The sequence below is a fragment of the Actinopolymorpha cephalotaxi genome, assembly GCF_013408535.1.
Taxonomy (GTDB): domain Bacteria; phylum Actinomycetota; class Actinomycetes; order Propionibacteriales; family Actinopolymorphaceae; genus Actinopolymorpha; species Actinopolymorpha cephalotaxi.
The window spans coordinates 243,307-266,215 of record NZ_JACBZA010000001.1 but is presented as its reverse complement, the minus strand read 5'-3'; the positions used below and the strand labels follow the sequence as shown (position 1 = coordinate 266,215).

The 22,909-nt window shown below is 72.7% G+C and carries 15 protein-coding genes and 1 riboswitch; of the genes, 6 read left to right on the top strand and 9 right to left on the bottom strand.

All coding sequences use genetic code 11. The features are described 5' to 3' along the window. Positions 1 to 129: 129 nt before the first annotated feature. Entirely contained in the window at positions 130 to 474 is a 345-nt protein-coding gene (locus tag FHR37_RS33400) for a sortase domain-containing protein (protein WP_378079812.1), read from the bottom strand. A gap of 430 nt (positions 475 to 904) precedes the next feature. Between FHR37_RS33400 and FHR37_RS01090 the strand changes: the two genes are divergently transcribed. Beyond that, a complete protein-coding gene (locus tag FHR37_RS01090; RefSeq protein ID WP_092881248.1) occupies positions 905 to 1,699 on the top strand; it encodes an SDR family NAD(P)-dependent oxidoreductase in 795 nt (264 codons plus the stop codon). A 30-nt stretch (positions 1,700 to 1,729) separates the two neighbouring features. On the opposite strand, the gene FHR37_RS01085 is transcribed toward FHR37_RS01090, so the two are convergent. The 4 genes from FHR37_RS01085 to FHR37_RS01070 form a co-directional block, all read right to left on the bottom strand. Next, a complete protein-coding gene (locus tag FHR37_RS01085; protein ID WP_237768582.1) occupies positions 1,730 to 4,483 on the bottom strand; it encodes a helix-turn-helix transcriptional regulator in 2,754 nt (917 codons plus the stop codon). Beyond that, a complete protein-coding gene (locus FHR37_RS01080) occupies positions 4,450 to 4,722 on the bottom strand; it encodes a hypothetical protein (RefSeq protein ID WP_092881244.1) in 273 nt (90 codons plus the stop codon). Before FHR37_RS01080 ends, FHR37_RS01085 begins: the two co-directional genes overlap by 34 nt. Positions 4,723 to 4,925: 203 nt before the next feature. After that, positions 4,926 to 7,316, bottom strand: a complete 2,391-nt coding sequence (locus FHR37_RS01075; RefSeq protein WP_092881242.1) for a glycoside hydrolase family 65 protein — start codon at positions 7,314 to 7,316, stop codon at positions 4,926 to 4,928. Next, entirely contained in the window at positions 7,313 to 8,047 is a 735-nt protein-coding gene (locus FHR37_RS01070; protein WP_092881240.1) for an HAD family hydrolase, read from the bottom strand. The genes FHR37_RS01075 and FHR37_RS01070 overlap by 4 nt, the downstream gene beginning before the upstream one ends. Positions 8,048 to 8,195: 148 nt before the next feature. Between FHR37_RS01070 and FHR37_RS01065 the strand changes: the two genes are divergently transcribed. After that, positions 8,196 to 9,245 (top strand): zinc-dependent alcohol dehydrogenase family protein, encoded by a 1,050-nt coding sequence (locus tag FHR37_RS01065; protein WP_092881238.1) that lies wholly within the window; start codon positions 8,196 to 8,198, stop codon positions 9,243 to 9,245. A gap of 143 nt (positions 9,246 to 9,388) precedes the next feature. On the opposite strand, the gene FHR37_RS32855 is transcribed toward FHR37_RS01065, so the two are convergent. Beyond that, complete coding sequence (locus FHR37_RS32855; protein ID WP_092881236.1) at positions 9,389 to 12,676, bottom strand: tetratricopeptide repeat protein; 3,288 nt, start codon at positions 12,674 to 12,676, stop codon at positions 9,389 to 9,391. A 347-nt stretch (positions 12,677 to 13,023) separates the two neighbouring features. Continuing rightward, a riboswitch (ZMP/ZTP riboswitch) is annotated at positions 13,024 to 13,115 on the top strand. 20 nt (positions 13,116 to 13,135) lie between these two features. Here FHR37_RS32855 and FHR37_RS01055 point away from each other — a divergent pair. Together FHR37_RS01055 and FHR37_RS01050 are read left to right on the top strand one after the other, a co-directional pair. Continuing rightward, positions 13,136 to 14,623, top strand: a complete 1,488-nt coding sequence (locus FHR37_RS01055; RefSeq protein ID WP_092881234.1) for a glycine hydroxymethyltransferase — start codon at positions 13,136 to 13,138, stop codon at positions 14,621 to 14,623. 93 nt (positions 14,624 to 14,716) lie between these two features. Next, positions 14,717 to 17,368 (top strand): DEAD/DEAH box helicase, encoded by a 2,652-nt coding sequence (locus tag FHR37_RS01050; RefSeq protein ID WP_092881232.1) that lies wholly within the window; start codon positions 14,717 to 14,719, stop codon positions 17,366 to 17,368. Positions 17,369 to 17,402: 34 nt separating this feature from the next. Here the strand turns inward: FHR37_RS01050 and FHR37_RS01045 are convergent, their stop codons facing one another. Further along, on the bottom strand, positions 17,403 to 18,182 hold the full coding sequence (locus FHR37_RS01045) for a 6-phosphogluconolactonase (protein WP_175542356.1): 780 nt from the start codon (positions 18,180 to 18,182) through the stop codon (positions 17,403 to 17,405). A 95-nt stretch (positions 18,183 to 18,277) separates the two neighbouring features. Further along, positions 18,278 to 18,796 (bottom strand): DUF6790 family protein, encoded by a 519-nt coding sequence (locus tag FHR37_RS01040; RefSeq protein WP_175542355.1) that lies wholly within the window; start codon positions 18,794 to 18,796, stop codon positions 18,278 to 18,280. A gap of 265 nt (positions 18,797 to 19,061) precedes the next feature. Between FHR37_RS01040 and FHR37_RS01035 the strand changes: the two genes are divergently transcribed. Further along, positions 19,062 to 20,873, top strand: coding sequence for a hypothetical protein (locus FHR37_RS01035; protein ID WP_175542354.1), 1,812 nt, complete (start codon positions 19,062 to 19,064; stop codon positions 20,871 to 20,873). Between the two features lie 77 nt (positions 20,874 to 20,950). Here FHR37_RS01035 and FHR37_RS01030 read toward each other — a convergent pair whose 3' ends face one another. Further along, a complete protein-coding gene (locus FHR37_RS01030) occupies positions 20,951 to 21,544 on the bottom strand; it encodes an O-methyltransferase (protein ID WP_092881230.1) in 594 nt (197 codons plus the stop codon). Positions 21,545 to 21,834: 290 nt separating this feature from the next. Here FHR37_RS01030 and FHR37_RS01025 point away from each other — a divergent pair, with 290 nt between their 5' ends. Then, positions 21,835 to 22,872 (top strand): hypothetical protein, encoded by a 1,038-nt coding sequence (locus tag FHR37_RS01025; protein ID WP_092881228.1) that lies wholly within the window; start codon positions 21,835 to 21,837, stop codon positions 22,870 to 22,872. Positions 22,873 to 22,909 lie beyond the last annotated feature (37 nt).

Genomic DNA, 22,909 nt, shown 5'->3' with positions numbered 1-22,909 from the left:
CATTCCTGCGCGCCGAACTACGTCGGACCCCGCGACGGTTCATGACCGTTTTCGGCGCGGTACCGACCAGGTGCCCGAAGACCACCATGCGTTGTGTCGTACGGAAAAGGTCCGCGCAGGTGACCAGCGTCAGCCGGGCGACCGTCGGAGTGACGTCGGTGAACTCCTTCGCAGGAACGGGATCCAGCACCCAGGTCGCGTCGTCGCGCACCACGAGCTCGCGCGGTTCGGAGTCCAGCGCGTAGGTGTACGTGGCGCGGACGTCTCCACCACGACTTTGTCGCCCACGCGGAGATTCGGCATGTCACGAAGGGGTTCGCCGTGGGTCACCCGGTGGCCGGCGAGGGCGCAGTTGCCCCGTTGACCCGGCAGTGCGGTCTCGGGAAAGTGCCCGAACCCCTTGGCCAGATCCTCTTTCCGGATGCCCTGGATCGCCGGCACGACGTAGGACCTGCCGAACCTCGGTATCCGCACCAGCGCCAGCGGCCTGCCCTGGGCGACGTTCCTCTCCACCGGGTGCGCCTTCGCGCCGACCCACGATCATCGCAGGTTGTCAGAGATCTGCCGCCGGCTGTTCTGGGCGACGAAATTGCTTCCCCAGTACTCCCAGCCGAAGTAGCCGACGGTGCCGAAGCCGGCCAGCAGGAAAGCGAGTCCGACAACGAGCAGCCAGCGGCCGGGCGATTTTTGTGGGACCGATGAGGAGTGCCCGGGTATTGCGTCACGCCAGTCATCTCAGTCATGGCGCCATTGTGCGAAGCAATGAACCAGCCCGGGAGAAATCGGGCATGTATGTTGCGACCCTCACCTTTTCTCCGCCCGGGCGAGCAGGGGACCGATCCACCTGAACGCGACGTCCGAATGCCGCCGGACTCCGTAGCCGGCTCCGGCCAGGATCGACGCCATGTCCTTCCACAGCAACGCCCCGACCCAGACAGACTCAGCCCAGACGGAGCGGCTCGCTCCGCTGACCGGAAAGGTGGCCCTCGTCACCGGCGGCAGCCGCGGCATCGGCGCGGCCGTCGCCACCCGGCTGGCCGCGGACGGCGGCGACGTGGTCCTCACCTACCAGCACCGCTCCGACCGGGCGGCGGAGGTGGTAGCCGCCGTCAAGGCCGCGGGCCGCCGGGCCCTGGCCGTCCAAGCCGACAGCGCCGACGCGGCGGCCGTCCGCACGGCGGTCGAGGCGGCTGTCGCGGAGTTCGGCCGGCTCGACATCCTCGTCAACAACGCGGGTCTCGGCGTACTCGCTCCGCTGGAGCAACTCAGCATTGACGACATCGACCGGAGCCTGGCCGTCAACGTCCGCGCGCCGCTGGTCGCCGCGCAGGCAGCCGTGCCGCACATGGTGGACGGCGGCCGCATCATCACCATCGGCAGCTGTGTCGCCGAGCGGGTCGCCTTCCCGGGCTTCACCGCGTACGCCACGAGCAAGTCCGCCCTGCTCGGGCTGACGAAGGCACTGGCCCGCGAGCTCGGCGGGCGGGGCATCACCGCGACCCTCGTCCACCCGGGGCCGACCGACACCGACATGAACCCGGCCGACGGGCCCGGTGCCGAGGCGCAGAGCGCGCTCACCTCGCTGGGGAGGTACGGCCACGCCGCGGACGTGGCGGCGACGGTCGCGCATCTGGCCGGCGAAGGCGGCCGCTACATGACGGGTACGGCCGTCGCGGTGGACGGCGGGTTCGCCGGCTGACCCGGCCGGAGCGACAGCGACGCGAGGTCGTCAGCGCAGGGCGCCGGCGACCTCGGTGCGCGACGTCAACTCCAGCTTGCGCAGGATGTTGGACACGTGGATGGCGGCGGTCTTCGGCGAGATGTACAGCCGGCGGGCGACCTCGGCGTTGGTCAGCCCGTCGGCGACGAGGAGGGCGACCTCGCGTTCGCGCCGGGTGAGGGTGCCCACGCCGGTGACGGCCTCCGGGGCCGCGTCGGCGGCCGCCGCCAGCCCGAGCTGTTCGCGCAGGCGTTCCAGCTGGGCCACCCGCCACCCGCTCCACCCGGCCAGCAGCTCGGTGGCCGCCTCGACGTGGCCGAGCACGGCGGCCCGGTCACCGGAGCCCGCCGCCGACAGGCACCGCGCGGCGCCGACGTGGGCGGTGGCCCGGACGTATCCCGGCAGGACGGTCGAGCCGGTCACCGCGCGGTAGCCGGCCAGCGCGGCCGGGAAGTCTCCGTGCGCCTCTGCCACCTGGGCGTCGACCAGTGTCCGGCTGTCGTCCCACAGGTCGGCGTCGAGCAGGTCGTCGACCAGTTTCTCCAACCTGGCCAGGGGAAGCCCCACGTGCACCGCGGCCGAGACCAGGTCGTGGGCCTGGGACGCGCTGCGCCACGCCTGCTCGGCCAGTGCGGCGTGCACGTCGTCCAGGGTCTGTTCGGCGGCCACCAGGTCGCCGCGCCGGCACGCAAGGTGGAACGCCAGTGCCGGCACCGTCAGCGCCCGGACTCCACCGGCGGTGCGGAGTTCGGCGATCAGCGCCTCGACCCGGTCCAGCTCGCTCGCCTCGAGGTACAGCCCGGCCAGGAACACCGCGTGGTACTCCGCACGCCGCCCGCGCAGCTCGTATCCGCGTTCGCGTGCGCGGCCGTGCTCGAGTGCGGTGATCGCCGCGCCGAGGTCACCGGACCGCATCGCCAACCGGGCCTTGCCCTGGTAGTACGCCGCGACCGCGAGCTTCTCGAAACCGGCCCGCTCGGCGGCGGCTCGCATGCGTTCCAGCATCTCGGTGTGCTGGACCGGCCCGGGCGGCGGCGCCTCCTGGACGAGGTTGTTCAGCGCCCGGGCCGCCAGCACCCACTCGCCGAGCTCCTCGGCCTGGTCGACCAGCCCGGACAGCAGCTCCCAGCCCTCATGGCTGGTGCTCGACTGTTCGGTCAGCGCCATGCCCTTCTCCACCAGGGCGGCCAGCCGGACGCGCGGCATGTCGAACTTCTCCGCCAGGGTCACCGCCTTGTCGGCCCACTCGGCGGCGTGGTCGAAGTGGTCCCGCAGCGTGCACGACTGTGCCACCGCGATCATCGCCCGGGCCTGGTCCGTACCCGGCTGCAGCCGGCCGATCAGGTGCTTCACCCCGTCGGTGTACTCCTCCATCTCGGTGGTCTGGTCGGTCTCCCAGGCCAGCCGGATCAGCAGGTAGTGGGCGTCGGCGCTCTCCCGTGCGGTGGTGGCGTTGTCGCGCCAGCGGCGGGCGTACTTCAGCGCGTCCTCGACCAGCCCGGCCAGCCAGGCGGCCTGCGCGGCGGCGGACAGCAGCGGGACGTCGTCGCAGGCCTCGTCCAGCCCCATCTCGGCCAGCCGCAGTGCCTGGTACGCCGAACCGATGGAGAGGTACGACGTGGCACCCCGCCGGGCGGCGTCCAGCATCTCGTCGTACCGTCCGGCGGCGCGGGCGTGACCGGCCACCATCGCCGGGTCGGATCCACCGGCCGCGAGCAGTGCCTCCAGCGCGGCCTCGTGCAGCCGGCGCTGCTGACGCCCGAGCAGCCGCCCGGTGATCGCCTCGCGCACCAGCGAGTGCCGGAACCTGAACTCGTCCTCGCCGGCCTCGACCAGGACGCCGCACACGACCAGCTCCCGCAGCGCGGCGATGAGCTCGTCCTCGCCGGTGCCGGTGACGGCGGCGAGGAGGTCGAACGGCACCCGCAGGCCGAGCACGGCGGCGGCCTCGGCGATCGCGACGACCGAGGGTTCCAGGTTGTCCACCTGCTGGCGGAGCACCTCGGCGAGGCTCCACGGCAGCGGCTGGTCGGCGAGGTCGTCCAGGCAGGTGTCCTCGTGGCCGCGCAGGAGCTCCTCGATGAAGAACGGGTTGCCGCCGGTGCGCTGGTGCATGGCGGCGATCACCCGGAACGGCGCCGGCGTGCCGATGATCCCGGCGACCAGGGCCGCGGTCTCGGACTCGTTCAGGCGTTCCAGGGAGACGTGGTGGACGGGCCGGCGGCGTTCCAGCCGGGCCAGCAGGCCGGCGGCCGGGTGCCGGCTGGTGATCTCCTCGGGCCGGTAGGTGCCGACCAGCAGCCGGGGGCCGTCCTGGTCGGCGAGGCGTTCGAACAACGCCGCGCTCTCGGAGTCGGCCCAGTGCAGGTCCTCGAACACGAGCACGGCCGGCCGCCCGCCCACCAGGTCCGCGACCAGGGCGAGGCCCGCGTGCAGGCGCTCGACCGGGCTGCGGCTGGGATCGGCGACGACCGACCGCAGCTGCTCGTCGGCGGGGCGTCCGGAGGGCCGGCCGTCCAGCGCGTCGAGAAGCACTTCGTACGGACGGGACAGGGAGCCGGGCACGGCGTTGCCGACCAGGACCTCGACCTCGGGTCCCACCCTGGCCAGGAACTCCTGGATCAGCCGGGTCTTGCCGAGCCCGGGCTCCCCGGCGACGAGCGCGACCTGGGCGTGGTGGGAGGTCGCGAGCTGGACGAGTGCGTTCAGCTCGCGATCCCGTCCCACCATCACCTGACCGGCCTCGCCCCGAACTCTGTGCACCCCGCCAAGTTACCCGCAGGCCTGGGGTTGCGTGGAGGGCTGGTGCGTACGCCGGGATGGCCGCCGGCACCGTCGGCTTCGTCCGGGCCGGACCGCTCGGCGGCGGCCGTGGAACGACGGCGGGCGAGCGCCCGGCGATAGCTGCGGGCGAGGGAGTACCGGTGGTACCGCTCGGCCTGGTCGAGCAGGTCCTGCTGGTGTGCCCTGGCCAGCTCGGAAGCGACGTAGGAGTTGAACATGGTGGTGGTGTCCTTTCGAACCTTTCCGGACTCTCCGGATCGGTGACACCATCCTCGTTCGGTAAGGGCCGCGAGCCATCGGCACCGATTACCTATCTTCGCTCCGTCGGGGATACCTAGAGGCCGGCCCGGACCCACCTAGAGGGCAGCGGACCGGTCGGCGGACCTAGGTATCCCCCGCCCGGATCCCTACGTCGAGGCGCCTACGTCCAGGTCTGGCGGCGGCGGGCCGGCTCCCGGCCCGGAGGCTGGCGGGGCCGCGGGTGCGAGGGCGGCGGCGGGATCGGCAGGGTCCGGCTCTCGCCGGCCCGCAGCACGAACGGCTCGCCGTGGTGGGACGTCGACAGCTCCCGGCCCCGCAGCAGCTCGTACGTCGCCTCCTTGGAGGTGATCCGTACGCCGATCTGGCCGTCGCACACGGTCAGCCGGAACGCGATGCCGGTGAGCTCCTCCGGGAGCCGGGGCGCGAACGTCAGCCGCCCGTCGTGGTCCCGCATCCCGCCGAAGCCCGCGACCGTCGCGATCCACGCCCCGGCCAGGGACGCGATGTGCAGCCCGTTGTGCACGTTGCCGTGCAGGTCGTGCAGGTCGGCCAGGGCCGCCTCGGCGAGGTAGTCGTAGGCGAGTTCGAGGTGGCCGCACTCGGCGGCGAGCACCGACTGGGTGCACGCCGACAGCGAGGAGTCCCGCACGGTGAGCCGCTCGTAGTAGGCGAAGTTGCGTGCCTTCTGCTCGGGCGTGAACGCGTCGCCGCGCAGGTGCATCGCGAGCACCAGGTCGGCCTGCTTGACCACCTGCTTGCGGTACAGGTCGAAGTACGGGTAGTGCAGCAGCATCGGGTAGTGGTCGCGCGGGGTGTCGGCGAAGTCCCAGACGGCGTGGTCGGTGAACTCCTCCGACTGCTCGTGCACGTCGAGGGACTCGTCGTAGGGCACCACCATCCGGTGCGCGGCGTCGCGCCAGCGCGCCGCCTCCTCCTCGTCGACGTCGAGGGACCGGGCGACGTCGGGGTGCCGCTCGCAGTGTTCGGCGGCCATCCGGAGGTTGCGCTGCGCCATCAGGTTGGTGAAGACGTTGTTGTCGGCGATCGCGCTGTACTCGTCCGGGCCGGTCACCCCGTCGATCCGGAAGCCGGCGTGCACGTCGTGGTGGCCGAGCGACATCCACAGCCGGGCAGTCTCCACCAGCAGTTCGATGCCGTACGCGCGTTCGAACTCCTCATCGCCGGTGACCGCGACATAGCGGGCGACCGCGTCGGCGATGTCGGCGTCGACGTGGAACGCCGCGGTGCCGGCCGGCCAGTATCCCGAGCACTCCTGGCCGTCGATGGTGCGCCAGGGGAACGCCGCGCCGGCCTGGCCGAGCTGGCGGGCCCGGGCACGTGCCTTGTCCAGCGTGGAGTGCCGCCAGACCAGCGCGTCGCGTACGGCGTCCGGCTGAGTGTAGGTGAGCACGGGCAGCACGAACGTCTCGGTGTCCCAGAACGCGTGCCCGTCGTAGCCCGGCCCGGTGAGGCCCTTGGCCGGGATCGCCCGGGTCTCACCGCGGGCCCCGGCCTGCAGCACGTGGAACAACGCGAACCGCAACGCCTGCTGGAGTTCGGCGTCCCCGTCGAGCTCGACGTCGGCGTGGGACCAGAAGTCGTCGAGGTAGGCACGCTGCTCGTCAAGGAGGCCTTGCCAGCCGGTACGCCGCGCGCCGGCCAGGGCGGCGTCCACCTGGGCGCGCAGCGCGGGGGTGGACCGCTGGCTGGACCAGCCGTAGGCGACGAACTTCGTCATCCGCAGCACGGTGCCCGGCGAGATCTGGGTGGCGACGGTCAGCCGGGCGAGGTCCTCCTCGGCCTGGATCTCCCGGCGCAGGTCGCACTCGGTGTCGAACTCGTGCTCCATCGCCGCGGCCATCCGCAGGTCCGAGCGCCGGGTGTGGTGGGCGAGGACGGCGTGGTCTCCCTCGGCCATGGCGAAGTCGGCGACCAGCGGCCGGTCCAGGGCGGCGGCCACCCGCGGGTCGCCGCCGGCCGCCTCGACGGGTTCGTTGGCCAGCAGGTCCGACTGGAGTACGACGTTCAGCGGGCCGTCCAGCGCCTCCACCTCGAAGTGGATCGCGGCCACCGCGCGCTGGGTGAACGACACCAGCCGCTCGGAGCGGATGCGGACCCGCCGCCCGGTCGGCGAGACCCACTCGGTGACCCGGCGCAGCGTGCCGGACCGGAAGTCCAGCGTGCGTTCGTGAAAGGGCGCCGCGCCGTAGCGCATGTCCAGCGGCTCGTCCTCGACCAGCAGCCGGATGATCTTGCCGTCGGTGACGTTGACGACGGTCTGACCGTCCTCGGGATAGCCGTAGCCCGCTTCGGCGTACGGCAGCGGCCGGCGCTCGAAGAAGCCGTTGAGGTAGGTGCCGGGCAGGCCGCGCGGCTCGCCCTCCTCGAACGAGCCACGGATGCCGATGTGCCCGTTGGACAGGGCGAACGTCGACTCGGTCCGCTTCAGCGCCTCGAGGTCCAGGCCGCGCCAGCGCAGCTCCCACGGCGCCACCTCGTAGCTCGGCCGCTCCTCCTGGAGCCGTCGGGTGTCCCGGGGGGTGGCGCTCACGCGTCCCCCTGCAGCAGGTCGGCGAGGTCCTTCACCACGACGTCGGCGCCGTGGGAGCGCAGTTCGTCGGCCTGGTCGGCACGGTCGACCCCGACGACGTGGCCGAAGTGGCCGGCCCGTCCGGCCTGGACACCGGCCAGGGCGTCCTCGAAGACCGCCGCCCGGCCGGGCTCGACGCCGAGCGCCTGCGCGCCGGCGAGGAAGGAGTCCGGCGCCGGCTTGCCGGAAAGGCCGCGCTCGGCGAGGACGTTGCCGTCGACCAGCGCCCGGTAGTAGTCGGTCAGCCCGGCGGCTTGAAGCACCTTCTCGCCGTTGCGGGAGGAGGTGACCACCGCGACCGCGAGCCCGGCCTCGCGGACGGCCCGGAGGTAGCGGAGCGAGCCGGGGAACGGCTGTACGCCGCGCTCGGCGATCACCTGGTCCAGCAGCTCGTTCTTGCGGTTGCCGACGCCGTTGACGGTGACCTCGGTGGGCGCGTCGTCCGGGGTCCCCTCGGGCAGGGTGACGTCGCGCGACCGGAGGAACTCGCGGACGCCGTCGGCACGCGGCCGCCCGTCGACGTACTCCGCGTAGTCGTGCTCGGTGAACGGCGCGAAACCGTCGCCGTCACGTGCCCGCAGGAACTCGTCGAACGCCTTCTTCCACGCCGCCATGTGCAGCTCGGCGGTCGTGGTGAGCACGCCGTCCAGGTCGAACAGGCACGCGGTGATCGTGTCCGGTAGTCCCAACATTCCCCCGACGCTACAGGCGAAGCGGGGCATCCGGGTGTCAACCGGGCACCGCGCCCGCCCGCCACGGCGACCGGTTCCCACCTGTGCGACCCTCGCAGACGCGGGGAGAACGAACTTGTCCGACTGAACACAACTTCGAGGGAGTGGCATGCGAGCTGCCGTCATTCACGGTAAGGGCGACATCCGGATGGAGGACCGCCCCGACCCGGCCATCCGCGGTGCGTCCGACGCGATCGTCAGGGTGACCGCGAGCTGCGTGTGCGGCTCGGACCTGTGGCCCTACCGGGGCGTCGTGCCGACCGACGAGCCGCACCCGATCGGCCACGAGTTCGTCGGCGTGGTCGAGGAGGCCGGCGCCGGGGTCACCTCCGTACGCCCCGGCGACTTCGTGATCGCGCCGTTCGTCGCCAGCGACGGCACCTGCCCGGCCTGCCGCGACGGGATCACCACGTCGTGTGACCGGCTCGGCTCGTGGGGTGGCGAGGACGCCGACGGCCTGCCGGTGGACGGCGGGCAGGGCGAGTACGTCCGCGTGCCCGAGGCCGACGGCACCCTGGTGAGCCTGCCCGAGGTGCCCGACGAGGCGCTGCTGCCCGGCCTGCTCACCCTGTCGGACGTGATGAGCACCGGCCACCACGCGGCCCTGGCCGCCCGGGTCGGGCCCGGGCGCACGGTCGTCGTGGTCGGCGACGGGGCGGTCGGCCTGTGCGGAGTGATCGCGGCCCGCCGGCTCGGCGCCGAGCGGGTGATCGCGATGTCCCGGCACGAGTCCCGGCAGGCGCTGGCGAAGGCGTTCGGGGCCACCGACATCGTGGCCGAACGCGGCGAGGAAGGTGCCGCGAAGGTCCGCGAACTGCTCGGCGGAGTGCTCGCCGACTCCGTGCTGGAGGCGGTCGGCACCAAGGGCTCGATGGAGCAGGCGTTCGCGGTGACCCGGCCCGGCGGCCAGATCGGCTACGTCGGGGTGCCCGCCGGTGGTGCGGAGCTGCCGATCCGGGCGATGTTCTCCGGCAACCTCAACGTCGCGGGCGGCGTGGCCCCCGCTCGTACGTACATCCCGGAGCTGCTGCCCGACGTGCTGTCCGGCGCGATCGAGCCCGGGAAGGTGTTCGACCTGACACTCGACCTGGACAAGACGCCCGAGGCGTACGCCGCGATGGACGAACGCCGCGCCGTCAAGGTGATGTTGCGCCCCTGAGATCGCCTACCCGATAAGGGAAACGACCGGTAGGGGAGCCTCGCCCGCGGGCCCGGATGGGTGCCTGGTGTTGCCCGCGGGCGAGGGGAACCGGTCAGCCGCGGCGAGACCGCGCCGGCTGTCAAGGCGGACTTGCGCGACCGCTAGGTGCGGCGGCCGTTCGGCCCCTCGTCCTCGCCGAGCCCCTCCTCCATGGCTTCGAGGGTGCCCAGATCGTCCCCGCCCTCGACGTCCGCGCCGGACTCCCCCGCCCGGGCACCCAGGGCAGCGGTCTCGCGTACGCGATCCGCGCCGATCCGGGCGGCCGGCCGGGCGTTCACCGAACCGCCCTGCCCGGCCAAAAGCACCCGCAGGTGCCCGGCCGAGACCGGTGCGATGTCGACGAACCCGGAGTCGATCGCGAGGTGGAACGCCGCCCGGGCGCCGGCCACGTCGCCCTGGTCGCGCAGCAGCGTGCCGAGGTTGACCGCGGCCACCGACACCACGTCGGCGTGCCCGGAGTCCACCGCCAGCTCGTACGCCGACCGCGCACCACCCACGTCGCCCTGCGCGTCCAGCAGCAGGCCGAGGTTCAGCGCCGCCATCGGCGCCACGTCGGCGTGCCCGGAGTCTACCGCCACCTGGTAGGCGGCGCGGGCGTCGTCGACCTCGGCCTCCTCGGTGAGCAGCACCCCGAGGTTGTTCGCCGCCATCGGCGCCACGTCGGCGTGCTCGGACCGCACGGCCAGCTCGTACGCCGCCCGGGCGCCGCCCACGTCGGCCTCCTCGGTGAGCAGCACGCCGAGGTTGTTCGCCGCCATCGGCGCGACGTCGGGGTGGCCGGAGTCGACCGCCCGCTGGAACGCCGTCTCCGCACCCACCAGGTCGCCCTGGTCCTTCAGCAGCGAACCCCGGTAGAGCGCCGCCATCGGCACCACGTCCACGTCGCCGGAGTCGACGGCCCGCTGGTACGCGGCCTCCGCGCCCTCGGGATCGCCCTGGTCCTTCAGCAACATGCCGAGGTTCAGCGCGGCGACCGGCATCACGCCCGGGTGGTCGGAGTCGACCGCCCGCTGGTAGGCCGTCCGCGCACCCGCCATGTCACCCTGCTCGCGCAGCAGCGAACCCAGGTTGAGCGCGGCCACCGGCACCACCTCGGCGTGGCCGGAGTCGACCGCCCGCTGGTACGCCGTCCGCGCACCCGCCATGTCGCCCTGCTCGCGCAGCAGCGAACCCAGGTTCAGCGCGGCCACCGGCACCACCTCAGGGTCGCCGGACCCCATCGCCCGTTCGTACGCCGTCTCCGCCCCGGCGACGTCGCCCTGGTCCTTCAGCAACATGCCGAGGTTGAGCGCCGCCGACGGCACCACGTCGGTGTGGCCGGAGTCGACCGCCCGCTGGTACGCCGTGCGCGCGCCCGCGACGTCGCCCTGCCCGCGCAGCAGCGAACCCAGGTCGTTGGCCGCCCGGGGCACCACGTCGGTGTGCCCGGAGTCGATCGCCTTCTGGTACGCGCCGCGCGCGCCGCTCACGTCGCCCTGCTGGCGCAGCAGCGCGCCCAGGTTGTTCGCCGCCCTCGGCATGACGTCCGGGTGACCGGAGTCGATCGCCTTCTGGAACGCCGCCCGCGCACCGGCCACGTCGCCGCGCTCGCGCAGCAGCAGGCCGAGGTTGTTCGCCGCCCGCGGCGCCTCGCCGGCGTGGTCGAGGTCGAGGACCTTGCGGAACGCGAGTTCGGCCGCGGACTGGTTGCCGCGCAGGCTCGCGCCGATGCCGATGTCGAACGCGTCATCGGGCGGAACAGCGGCGATCAGCTCCTGCCACATCGCGTCGAAGACCGGCCGGGCCTCCTGGCCGTGGCGGCCCTCCTCGATCGCGACCACGTAGTCCAGGACCTCCAGGGCACCGTCCGGGTTCTCCGTCGGCTTCGCCCGGGTGCCCGGTCCGGTGGTCGAGCCGAGCGACGAGCCGAGCGCACCGTGCGCCACGCCGGCACCCCCGGCGCCCCCGGCACTCCCGGCACCGCCTCCGACCTGGCTGAGCAGCGAGACCTCGGAGGCGACAGGTTCGGTGGCCCATGCCATCCCCTCCTCGAACAACGCGGTGGTGGGGTCGAGGTCGATGCGCACCCGGCGCAGGTACAGCGGGTAGAGGCCGCGGAGCTCGGACTCGGTGAGCGGGCGGTTCAGCCCGGCCCGCCGCGCGTCCACCGCCGCCTGCACGATCGTGTAGCCGGCGGGCTCCCGGTCCCGGCCGGCGCGGAACTTCGCCACCAGCTGGTCCCCGCCGATCAGCGCCTCGCCGATGCTGGCGTTGATCTGCAGCTGCGGATACAGCTGCTCGGCCTCCGCGCGCTCGCGTACGGTCAGCTCGAAGTCGAGCGGCACCTTCGTCGCCCGGCGCAACGCCGCCTTGGCGGTGGCCGCGACGTCGCCGTGGCTGTCCAGCACCTGGTCCCAGCGTTCGTCGGTCATGCTCGCCACGATCATGGCGTGCCGGGCCGCGCGGTCCAGGGTGTCCGCGGACAGGTGTACGAGGTCCGCGGCGGTCACGTCGTCCAGCCAGATCACCCACGGCTGGCGTCCCCGGGGCAGGGCCTCCTCCTCGCGCAGCACCTCGGCGAGCTCCTCGCCGCTGCCGGGCACGAACACACCGGGGTCCCGGCCGCCGAGCACCGACCGCACGGCCTCCACGACCGTGCGCGACTTGCCGGCCTTGGACGGGCCGACCACGACCACGAACGGGAACGGCTGGCTGTCGGCGTTCAGCAGCGCGGCCAGCCGGCCGTCGGCGGCGGGACGGCGTACGTACGGCGCCTGGCCGCGGTGGGCGTAGTGCGTCGGAGTCGGTCCCAGCACCACCTCGGACAGCTCCGACAGGCGGGGGAACGTCCGCTCGGGAACCTGCGGTGCCTTGCGTCCGCGTTCGCGCCGCTGGCCCGGCACCCGGGTGGCGGCCTGGGTCTGGGTGCGGGCACCCGCGCGGGCGCCGGGCGGGGCGCCCTGCCAGCCGCCGGCCCGTTCGGCCGGTGCGCTGGGCTCGCCGCGTTCGCTCCACGGTCCCTCGCCCTCGTTCCAGCCGCCCTCGCCGCCGTCGCCGCCCTCCTCCTGCCAGGGCCCGTCGGCGTCCTCCCGCCACGGGGCGTCGTCCTCCTGCCAGGGCCCGGACCGTCCGTCCGGGTCCGAGGCCCCGTCGGCGGCCTGTGCCCGAGCGGCGCGCACGCTCTCCGGCTCGGTCAGCCGCCCCACCCCGGCCACCACGAACGCGGCGATCGCGAGCAGAGCCAGCCCGCCCACGATCGGGCGCTGGGTCCCGGCCGTGATCGTCTCGATCAGGGCCGCGAGCACCAGGAGGACCAGACCGATCATTCCCAGCGAGCGGACCCACGGCCGCCCCTGCGACTCCTCCGGCTTGCCCGGGTCGCCGTGCTGCTGTCCCTTCTGCGCCGCCACAACCTCACCCCCCGACGCTCAGAGCCTGCGGCCCCGCGGTCGGCGTACCGCCTCTGACCTGCGAAAACGGTTCCGCCCACAGAAGTCCCTGAGACATTCCTCATCCCAGTGTCCACAGCGGTGGGTGGGTGAGGGCACAAACGCCGGAGAGGGCGCCGTCTTCACGGGCCGGAGTGCATCCGGCCGCGCCGGAGCGTCCCGGTCCGGGCGGGCACGACCGGAATGGCGGACACCGCCGGGCCGGGCGGATCGTGCCGGGCTCGGCGGGGAAGGTCGCGCGGGCGTGACGTGGGCGGATGTGTGGGGGTACGGGTGGCTGCGCGGCGGCGGGCGGTCACGATAGCCTCGGTGCAGGCCGTGACTGGCGCGTTGGGATGGGATCGACCATCGGGAAGCGGCCTCGTCGAAGGACGGAGTGCCGTGCGCCTGGGCCCCCTTCCGTACGCCACAGGAGGTCCCATGAGCCCCGCGTCCGCCCCGGACAACCCCCAGAGCAGCTCCCCCAGCAGTGCCGCGAACAGTGCCGAGTCGACCGCGTTCCGGAGCGCGCTGGACGTGATCGCCGGGGTGGAGCCCCGGGTCGCCGCCGCGATCGGCGCCGAGCTCACCGACCAGCGCGAGTCCCTGAAGCTGATCGCGAGCGAGAACTACGCCTCGCCGGCCGTGCTGCTGGCGATGGGCAACTGGCTCAGCGACAAGTACGCCGAGGGCACCATCGGGCGCCGCTTCTACGCCGGCTGCCAGAACGTCGACACCGTGGAGGCGCTGGCCGCCGAGCACGCCCGCGAGCTCTTCGGCACCCCGCACGCCTACGCCCAGCCGCACTCCGGGATCGACGCCAACCTGGTCGCGTTCTGGGCGATCCTCGCCAACCGGGTCGAGGCTCCCGCGCTGGAGAAGGCGCAGGTCCGCCAGGTCAACGACCTGTCCGAGCAGGACTGGTTCGAGCTGCGCCGCGAGCTCGGCAACCAGCGGATGCTCGGCATGTCCCTGGACGCGGGCGGCCACCTCACCCACGGGTTCCGGCCGAACATCTCCGGCAAGATGTTCGACCAGCGCAGCTACGGCACCGACCCCGAGACGGGCCTGATCGACTACGACGAGGTACGCCGGGCGGCGCAGGAGTTCCGCCCGCTGATCCTGGTCGCCGGCTACTCGGCGTACCCCCGGCTGATCAACTTCGCCACGATGCGCGAGATCGCCGACGAGGTGGGTGCGACGTTCATGGTCGACATGGCCCACTTCGCCGGGCTGGTGGCGGGCAAGGTGCTCACCGGCGACTACGACCCGGTGCCGCACGCCCACATCACCACCACCACGACGCACAAGTCGCTGCGCGGGCCGCGCGGCGGCATGGTGCTGTGCCAGCCCGAGCTCGCCGACCAGGTGGACCGCGGCTGCCCGATGGTGCTCGGCGGCCCGCTGCCGCACGTGATGGCGGCCAAGGCGGTCGCACTCGCCGAGGCACGGCAGCCGGACTTCCGCGACTACGCCCAGCGGATCGTGGACAACGCCAAGGCGCTGGCCGAGGGGCTGACCCGGCGCGGCGCGAAGCTGGTCACCGGCGGCACCGACAACCACCTGGTGCTGCTGGACGTGTCGTCGTACGGCCTCACCGGGCGGCAGGCCGAGTCGGCGCTGCTCGACTCGGGCATCGTCACCAACCGCAACGCCGTCCCGCAGGACCGCAACGGCGCGTGGTACACCTCCGGCATCCGGCTCGGCACCCCCGCGCTCACCACCCGCGGCCTCGGCACCGCCGAGCTGGATGAGGTGGCCGGGCTGATCGACACGGTGCTCGGCCAGACGAAGCCCGGCACCACCAGGCAGGGCGCCCCGTCGAAGGCCTCGCACGTGCTCGACGAGGCAGTGGCCTCCCGGGTCTCCCAGCAGGCCGCCGACCTGCTGGCCAACCACCCGCTCTACCCCACGATCGACCTGGGCTGAGAGCTACGACGCTCACCGAGGCCCACCCGAGGGTCCACCCGCGTCCGGCGCGGGTGGGCCCTCGCGTACGGCGTAGGGCACGATGGAAGCGCCATGTCGCTCACTGATCCGTTGTCCCCGCCGTCCACGTCCGCCCTCTCCGCACCGGCCGCACCGGCCTCGGCCGCGCTGTCACCGGCCACGTCCTCGCCGGCGACCGTGCCGCTCAGGCAGCTGCACCCGCCGGCCGACCCGGCCGACGCCGACCCCGACTCGCTCTACGAGACCTTCGTCTCCTGGGCGGGCGAACGCGGGTTCACCCTCTATCCCCACCAGGAAGAGGCGCTGATCGAGGTCGTCTCCGGCGCCAACGTGATCCTCGCGACCCCCACCGGCTCGGGCAAGAGCCTGGTCGCCGCCGGCGCCCACTTCGCCGCGCTGGCGCAGGGCCGGCGGACCTACTACACCGCGCCGATCAAGGCGCTGGTGTCGGAGAAGTTCTTCGGGCTGTGCGAGATGTTCGGCGCCGACAAGGTGGGCATGCAGACCGGCGACGCGAGCGTGAACGCCGACGCGCCGATCATCTGCTGCACCGCCGAGATCCTCGCCAACATCGCCCTGCGGGACGGGGCCGACGCCGACGTCGGCCAGGTGGTGATGGACGAGTTCCACTTCTACGCCGAGCCCGACCGGGGCTGGGCCTGGCAGGTGCCGCTGATCGAACTGCCGCACGCGCAGTTCGTCCTGATGTCGGCGACGCTGGGCGACGTCAGCAGGTTCGAGGAGGACCTGACCCGGCGGACCGGGCGGCCCACCACCCTCGTGCACGCGGCCGAGCGCCCGGTGCCGCTGGTGTTCTCCTACGTCACCACTCCCCTGCACGAGACGCTGGAGGAACTCCTCGGCACCCACCAGGCGCCGGTCTACGTCGTCCACTTCACCCAGGCCGCCGCGCTGGAACGCGCGCAGGCGCTGATGAGCGTCAACATGTGCACCCGGGCGGAGAAGGACGCGATCGCGGCGATGATCGGACACTTCCGGTTCACCGCCGGGTTCGGGCGCACACTGTCCCGGCTGGTCCGGCACGGCATCGGCGTCCACCACGCCGGCATGCTGCCCCGCTACCGCCGGCTGGTGGAGACGCTCGCCCAGGCCGGGCTGCTGAAGGTGATCTGCGGCACCGACACCCTCGGCGTGGGCATCAACGTGCCGATCCGCACGGTGCTGTTCACCGGACTGTCGAAGTACGACGGGCAGAAGGTGCGGCTGCTCAAGGCGCGGGAGTTCCACCAGATCGCCGGGCGGGCCGGTCGCGCCGGCTACGACACCCTCGGCACCGTGGTCGTGCAGGCACCCGAACACGTGGTGGACAACGAGAAGGCGCTGGCCAAGGCCGGCGACGATCCGAAGAAGCGCCGCAAGGTGGTGCGCAAGAAGCCGCCGGAGGGCTCCATCGGCTGGGGCCGGCCGACGTTCGAGCGGCTGATCGCCTCCGAGCCCGAGCCGCTCACGTCCAGTTTCGCGGTCAGCCACGCGATGCTGCTGAACGTCATCGGCCGGCCCGGAGACGCGTTCGCCGCGATGCGCCACCTGCTCACCGACAATCACGAGGAGCCGGCCGCGCGGCGCCGGCACATCCGTCGGGCGATCGCGATCTACCGCGCGTTGCTCGCCGGCGGCGTGGTGGAGCGGCTGGACGAACCCGACGAGACCGGGCGCCGGATCCGGCTCACCGTCGACCTGCAGTGGGACTTCGCCCTCAACCAGCCGCTGTCGCCGTTCGCCTTGGCCGCGATCGAGCTGCTGGACAAGGAGTCGCCGACGTACGCCCTGGACGTGGTGTCGGTGATCGAGTCCACGCTGGACGACCCGCGGCAGGTGCTGTCCGCCCAGCGGAACAAGGCGCGGGGCGAGGCGGTCGCGGCGATGAAGGCGGAGGGCATCGAGTACGACGAACGCATGGAGCTGCTGGAGGACGTCACCCATCCGCGGCCACTGGTCGACCTGCTCGACGCGGCGTACGACATGTACCGGCGCGGGCATCCCTGGGTCGCCGACCACGAGCTCTCCCCGAAGTCGGTCGTCCGCGACATGTACGAGCAGGCGATGACGTTCGTGGAGTACGTCGGCCTGTACGGCCTGACCCGCTCGGAGGGGCTGGTGCTGCGCTACCTCGCCGACGCGTTCAGGGCGCTGCGCCAGACCGTGCCCGAGGACGCGCGGACCGAGGAGCTGACCGACCTGATCGAGTGGCTGGGCGAGCTGGTCCGCCAGGTCGACTCCAGCCTGCTGGACGAGTGGGAACGTCTGCGCAACCCGTCCGAGGAGGCGCTGTCGGCCGGCGCTCCGGGCATCGGTGTCAAGGAGCCGTTGACAGTGACCTCGAACGCGCGGGCGTTCCGGGTGCTGGTCCGCAACGCGTTGTTCCGCAGGGTCGAGCTGGCCGCGCTGCGCCGCTCCGGCGAACTCGGTGAGCTGGACGCCGAGGCCGGCTTCGACGCGGACGCCTGGGCGCAGGCCCTGGCGGAGTACTTCTCCGAGTACGACTCGATCGGCACCGGCCCGGACGCGCGCGGCCCGGCGTTCCTGGTGGTGGACACCACGACCGAGCCCGGCCGGTGGCTGGTCCGGCAGATCTTCGACGACCCCAACGGCGACCGCGACTGGGGCATCACCGCCGAGGTCGACCTGGCCGCCTCCGACGAGGCGGGCACGGCCGTGGTCATCGTGACCGCCGTCGGTCCCGCCACCGCCCTGCGCGACTGACCGGCGTACCAGCCCCTGCGTCCCGGCCCGCGGCTCAGGCCACCTGGTCGCGCAGTGTTCCGGCGGACTCCTCGTCGAGGAACAGCTGCGCGTGGCCGACGGTGCGCAGGACCGACGCCGGGCAGTCCGGGGTGACCGGGCCCTCCAGCGCGGCGCGGACCGCCTCCGCCTTGCGGGCCTCGGGCGTCACCACCAGCACCGTCCGCGGCCGGATCAGGGCCGGCACCGTCAGCGACAGCGCCTGCGTCGGCGTCTGCGCCAGCGACGGGAAGTGGCCCTCGCCGACCTGCTGGCGCCGGCACGCGTCGTCCAGGTCCACCAGGTGGACCAGCGCGGTGGTGTCGAAGTCGGCGGGCGGGTCGTTGAACGCCAGGTGGCCGTTCTCGCCGATGCCCATAACGCACACCGCCGGGTCGAGGTCGGCCAGCAGCTTCGAGTACCTCGCCAGCTCCTCCTCGACCGGCTCGTGGTCGCCGCGGATGCCGTGGAACTCCCGCGGCGTGACGTACGGCAGCAACTGGTCGGCGAACCACCGGCGGAAACTCGCCGAGTGGTCCGCCGTCATGCCGGCGTACTCGTCCATGTGCAGCACGACCAGCCGCGACCAGTCGATGTCGTCGCGTTCGCGCACGGCCCGCACGAAGCCGAACTGGGAGTTGCCGGTGGCCAGGATCACCGCCACCGCGTCGCCGGTGTCGACGGTGGCGAGTTCGGCGCGGACGGCCGCCGCGAAGCGTTCCGCGGCCGCGGCTCCGGCCGCCTCCGCGGACGGTGCGACGGACACGGTGAGTTCGTCGTAGCGCAACTGGCGCATGGCTTCCTTCCGGCGGTGGGCAGCTCTTCCGCGGGGCCCGCGGACACCGACGGCCCGCGAACCGGTCGCCCGCCCGAGTCTGCCACGCGCCGGCGTCAGTCGGCGGCCTTGGTTCCGGTGGTGGCCCGGCCGACGGCGGGTTGGTGCCGGCGGTACTCCACCAGCAGGACCACCGCGACCAGCGGCTGCAGCACGTCGACCGGGATCGCTCCCACATTCGCCGTCGCGGTGTTGTCGTGCGCGATCAACTGCATGACGTGTCCCACCGCGTCGCCCCAGAACAGGATCGCGAGCGCGACGACCGCCGCGGTGAGCCAGCTGTCCCGCTTCCGTACGCAGACCACGCCGAGCACGCCGACCGCGATGTCGGCCCAGCCCACCTCCCACTGGAAGAAGCTCTGGTGATATCCGATCGAGGCCGCGACCTCGCTGGAGTTGGGCCCGAGGTGGCTGAGCCCGCCGAAGATCGCCCACACGCCGCCACCCACCACGAACCACAGCAGCCACAGTTCGATCACCCGGGGCCGGGTCCGCCGCTGCGGGGTCTTGTCGACGAACGTGTGCACGAGCGCACCCACCACGAGCGTGGCCATGGTGAACGTGAAGTACGCCATGCTCCGACCCTAGGAAGCAGACGTCGCCCGCCTCCCGTACTTGCGGGCGCGCCGCCGGGTGGTCCGGTCGCGGGTTGTCCGACTTCGCCATCGGCGGCCCGGGCCGAGCCGGGTCTGCGGTGCGCCGGTTTCGCCGGTTCGGCCGTTCCGCCGCCTTTGCGCCCGTGCACGGCGTACCGTCACCACTGTCCGGGATCGGACAGTTCACGGACGTTCGGTTTCGCCGCGGTCCGGCGTGGGCGCGGTGGTGTCGGGAAGTCGGTGCGTGGCGATGGTGGATGCGGTACGTCGAAACCGCCCGCGGCCGGGCAGCCGGGCACGGGTCGCCGGTGCGGCCGCCCTGCTGGTCGCGGGAGCGCTGAGCCTGGGCGCCACGGGTGCGCCCGCCGCGGCGGCCGGCCCGGCCCCGGCTGTGCGGGCGCCCACCCCGGCGGCGGCGATCCCGCTGCCCTCGGCGGAACGCACCAGCCCGGCGGTCACGTCCTACGGGCCCGGCCGTACGGACCTGTTCAACACCTCCTCCGGCGGCGACCTGCTGCAGCAGATCCGCTATCCGGGCGGCTCCTGGACCCGCACGCTCAACCTCGGCGGCGACCTCGCCTCGCAGCCGGCGGCCGTCTCCTGGGCACCCGGACGGATGGACGTCTTCGCCCGCGGCACGGACAACGCCCTGTGGCACCGGGCCTACGCCGCCGGCGGCTGGCAGAGCTGGGAGCGCCTGGGCGGCGTCCTCACCTCGGCGCCGGCGGTCGCGTCCCAGGGACCAGGCCTGCTGGACGTCTTCGTCCGCAACGTCGACAACGGCCTGTCCCACAAGGCGTTCGCGTCCGGAAGCTGGTCGGCCTGGGAACGCCTGGGCGGCGTGCTCTCCTCCAGCCCGGCGGCGACGTCGTGGGGTCCGGGGCGGCTGGACGTCTTCGTACGCAACGCCGACAACACCCTGTCGCAGAAGTGGTTCGGCGACGGGCGCTGGCGCTCGTGGGTGCGGGTCGGCGGCGCCACCACCCTGCTCAACTCCCAGCCCGCCGTGGCCTCCCCGGGCGTCGGCCTGCTGGACGTGGTCGCGCGCGGCAGTGGCAACAGCATGCGGCTGCTGCGGTGGACGGGATCGGCGTGGACGTCGTGGGCCTCGCTGGGCGGCACGTTCTCCTCCGGCCCGACCGCGAGCGACGGCGACGCAGCGGTGCGGGTCGTCGGATGGTCGTCGACCGGCTTCCAGTACGAGTCGGTGCGGTCGACCCCGGCCGGTACCTGGAGCCCATGGACGGCCGTCGACGCCTACGTCGCCTTCCGCCGGCTCGGCACCTGGGTGGACACCTTGGACTACGCCACCCTCGAACCGGTGTCCTCGGTGGCCGACATGCGCGCGCGGGACGTACGCACGCTCTACCTCGGCACCGCGCGGTTCAACAGCGCACAGGACTTCTTCGACGAGACCAGGATGGGGCAGTGGCTGGACGCCGCGCACGCTGCCGGGATCCGGGTCGTCGGGTGGTACGTGCCCGGCTACGGCGACCTCGAGCGCGACGTGCGCCGCACCGTGGCGATCGGCTCCTACGTCAGCCCGGCAGGGCAGCGGTTCGACGCGGTGGGGGTGGACATCGAACGGTTCGGCTCCGACGGCGAGGTCACCCATGCCCAGTTCAACCAGCGGCTGGTGACCCACCTGCAGCAGGTGCGCACCCGTACCCCGGCGGTGATCGGGGCGATCGTGCCCTCGCCGTTCGGGACCGATCCCGGCAACCGCTGGGAGGGCTTCCCCTGGGCGTCGATCGGACCGAACAGCGAGGCCGTCGTACCCATGGCGTTGTGGTCGTTCCGGTCGAACTTCTCCGCGGCGCAGGTCTACACCTGGGTGAAGGACCAGACGACGCGGGCGAGGTCGCTCACCGGGCGCCGGGTGCACGTCGAGGGCGGGGTGATCGGCGAAGGAAGTACGCCGGTCACGGCCGACCGCGTGCAGGCGTTCGTGAACGCGGTCCGCGACGGCGGCGCGGTGGGCGGCAGCCAGTACGACTACGCCACGATGACCGGCCACGAGAGCCTCTGGCCGATCCTCGACCAGCTGAACAACTGACGCCGGCAGCCAGGTCGTACGCCGGCGACGTCGCATCTCGGCTTCGTCGGTTCCGTCGGTTACGTCGGCTACGTCGGCTACGTCGCAAGCCGGGTGGCGAGCAGCAGCCCCTTGCCCACCGGCACGACGGTCGACTCCAGGTCGGCGGAGCCTTCCACCAGCGCACGGAACTCCGCCACCTCGTCCGGGTGGGAGAGCACGTTGTCGACGGCGAGGAGGCCACCGACGCGCAGCGCCCGCACCGGATGCGGCCACCACCGCGGATACTCCGGGCGCTCGGAGTCGAGGAACAACACGTCCAGGCCCGCGTCGGGCAGGTCGGCCAGCACCGCGCCACCGTCCCCGGTCCGGAGCTCGACGGTCGCCGCCAGCCCCGCGGCCTCCAGGTTGGTCCGCGCCTGCACCTGCACGGAGGCGTCGACGTCCACGCTCACCAGCCGCCCGGCTCGCCGGGCCAGCGCGGCCGCGAACCAGATCGCGGAGTACCCGTTGGAGGTGCCGATCTCCACCATCGTGGTGGCACCCATCGCCTGGAGTACGACCGACAGCAGAGCGGCCGCCTCGGGCTCCAGGTTGCGGCGGCGGAGCAGCCGGTCCTCCTGCGCCGCATCGTGGGTGAGCCCGTCCTGGTGGAGACCTTCGAGCAGGTGCCGGATGTCGGTGTCCGCCATCGCGCCGTCCTCATTCCTCGTCGGATTCGTCGTCGGATTCGTCGTCGGATTCGTCGTCGTATTCGTCGTCGGGTCGTCTCGACTGCCTGCGCCCCCGGTCGCCCGGTCGCTTCGGCAGTTCTCCTGTCTCCTGCCAACAGTCGCGGTCGGCCGGTCTGTCGTGACTGTTCCGCAGTGGCCGGGGCAGGACAGATGTCATGGCCGCGGGCGACCGGATGACATCGGACCGGGTCCGCGCTCGGGGCGACGCTGGGATGGTCGGATCGCGCGCACGAACCAGGAGGCCTTCCATGCGCCGCGTCGCACCTGCCGTCGGACTGTTCCTGACCGCCCCGCTGGTCGCGGAGTTCCTCTTGGGGAACCTCCCCATCACCCTGCTCGTCGGCCTGGTCCTCCTGGCACCGCTCTACGGCGGTGGTGCGTTGCTGATCAGGGAGTTCGTCCGGCGTACCGGCCGTGGCTGGCCGAGCATCCTGCTGCTCGGTCTGGCGTACGGCGTCTTCGAGGAGGGCGTCACCACCCAGTCGCTGTTCAACCGCAACTACGTCGGCGCGCACCTGCTCGACGTCGGCTACGTCCCGGCGCTGGGCATCGCCGTCCCCTGGACGCTGGCGGTCCTGGCACTGCACACCGTGTGGAGCATCAGCGTGCCCATCGGGCTGGTCGAGGCGATGGTGCCGGAACGGCGCACCACACCCTGGCTGGGCAAGGTCGGATTGACAGTGACCGGAGTGCTGTTCGCCTTCGGCTCGTTGGCGACCACGGTGATGCAGATCGCCCGGGATCCGTTCGTGGCCTCGGTTCCGCAGTTCGCCGGAGTCGCGGTCGTCGTCGTGGCCACGGTGGTCGCGGCCTTCCTCGTCCGTCCGTCCCGGACCGTCACGACCGTCGAGGCTCACGTGGAGGCTCCCGCGGAGGAGGCCGGTCGGCGCGGGCCCTCGGCGTGGCTGGTCGGCGGGCTCGCCCTGGTGTGCGGTTCGGCGTACCGGCTGGCGCCCGGCCACTCGGCGGCGTGGGTCCCGGTCGTCATGATGACGGCCATCGCGGGCGTCGCCGTGGCGGCCGTGGCGTACTGGTCCCGCCGGCCCGGCTGGGCGCCGCGGCACCAGCTCGCACTGGTCGCCGGAGCGGCGCTCGCGTACGCCCTGCACGCCTTCATCGAGACTCCGGTCCTTCCGGTGTCGACCACGATCGACCACGTGGGCGACGTGGTCTTCGGCGCGGCGGCGGTGGTGGCCATCCTGGTCGCGGCCCGCCGCACCCGGCAGTCGTCGGCTTCGTTCGGCATCTATCATGATCCACCGAACGAGATTTCGCCAGTCGGGTGATCTGCCGACTGCAGATCGGTCGTGATCTAATATGGCC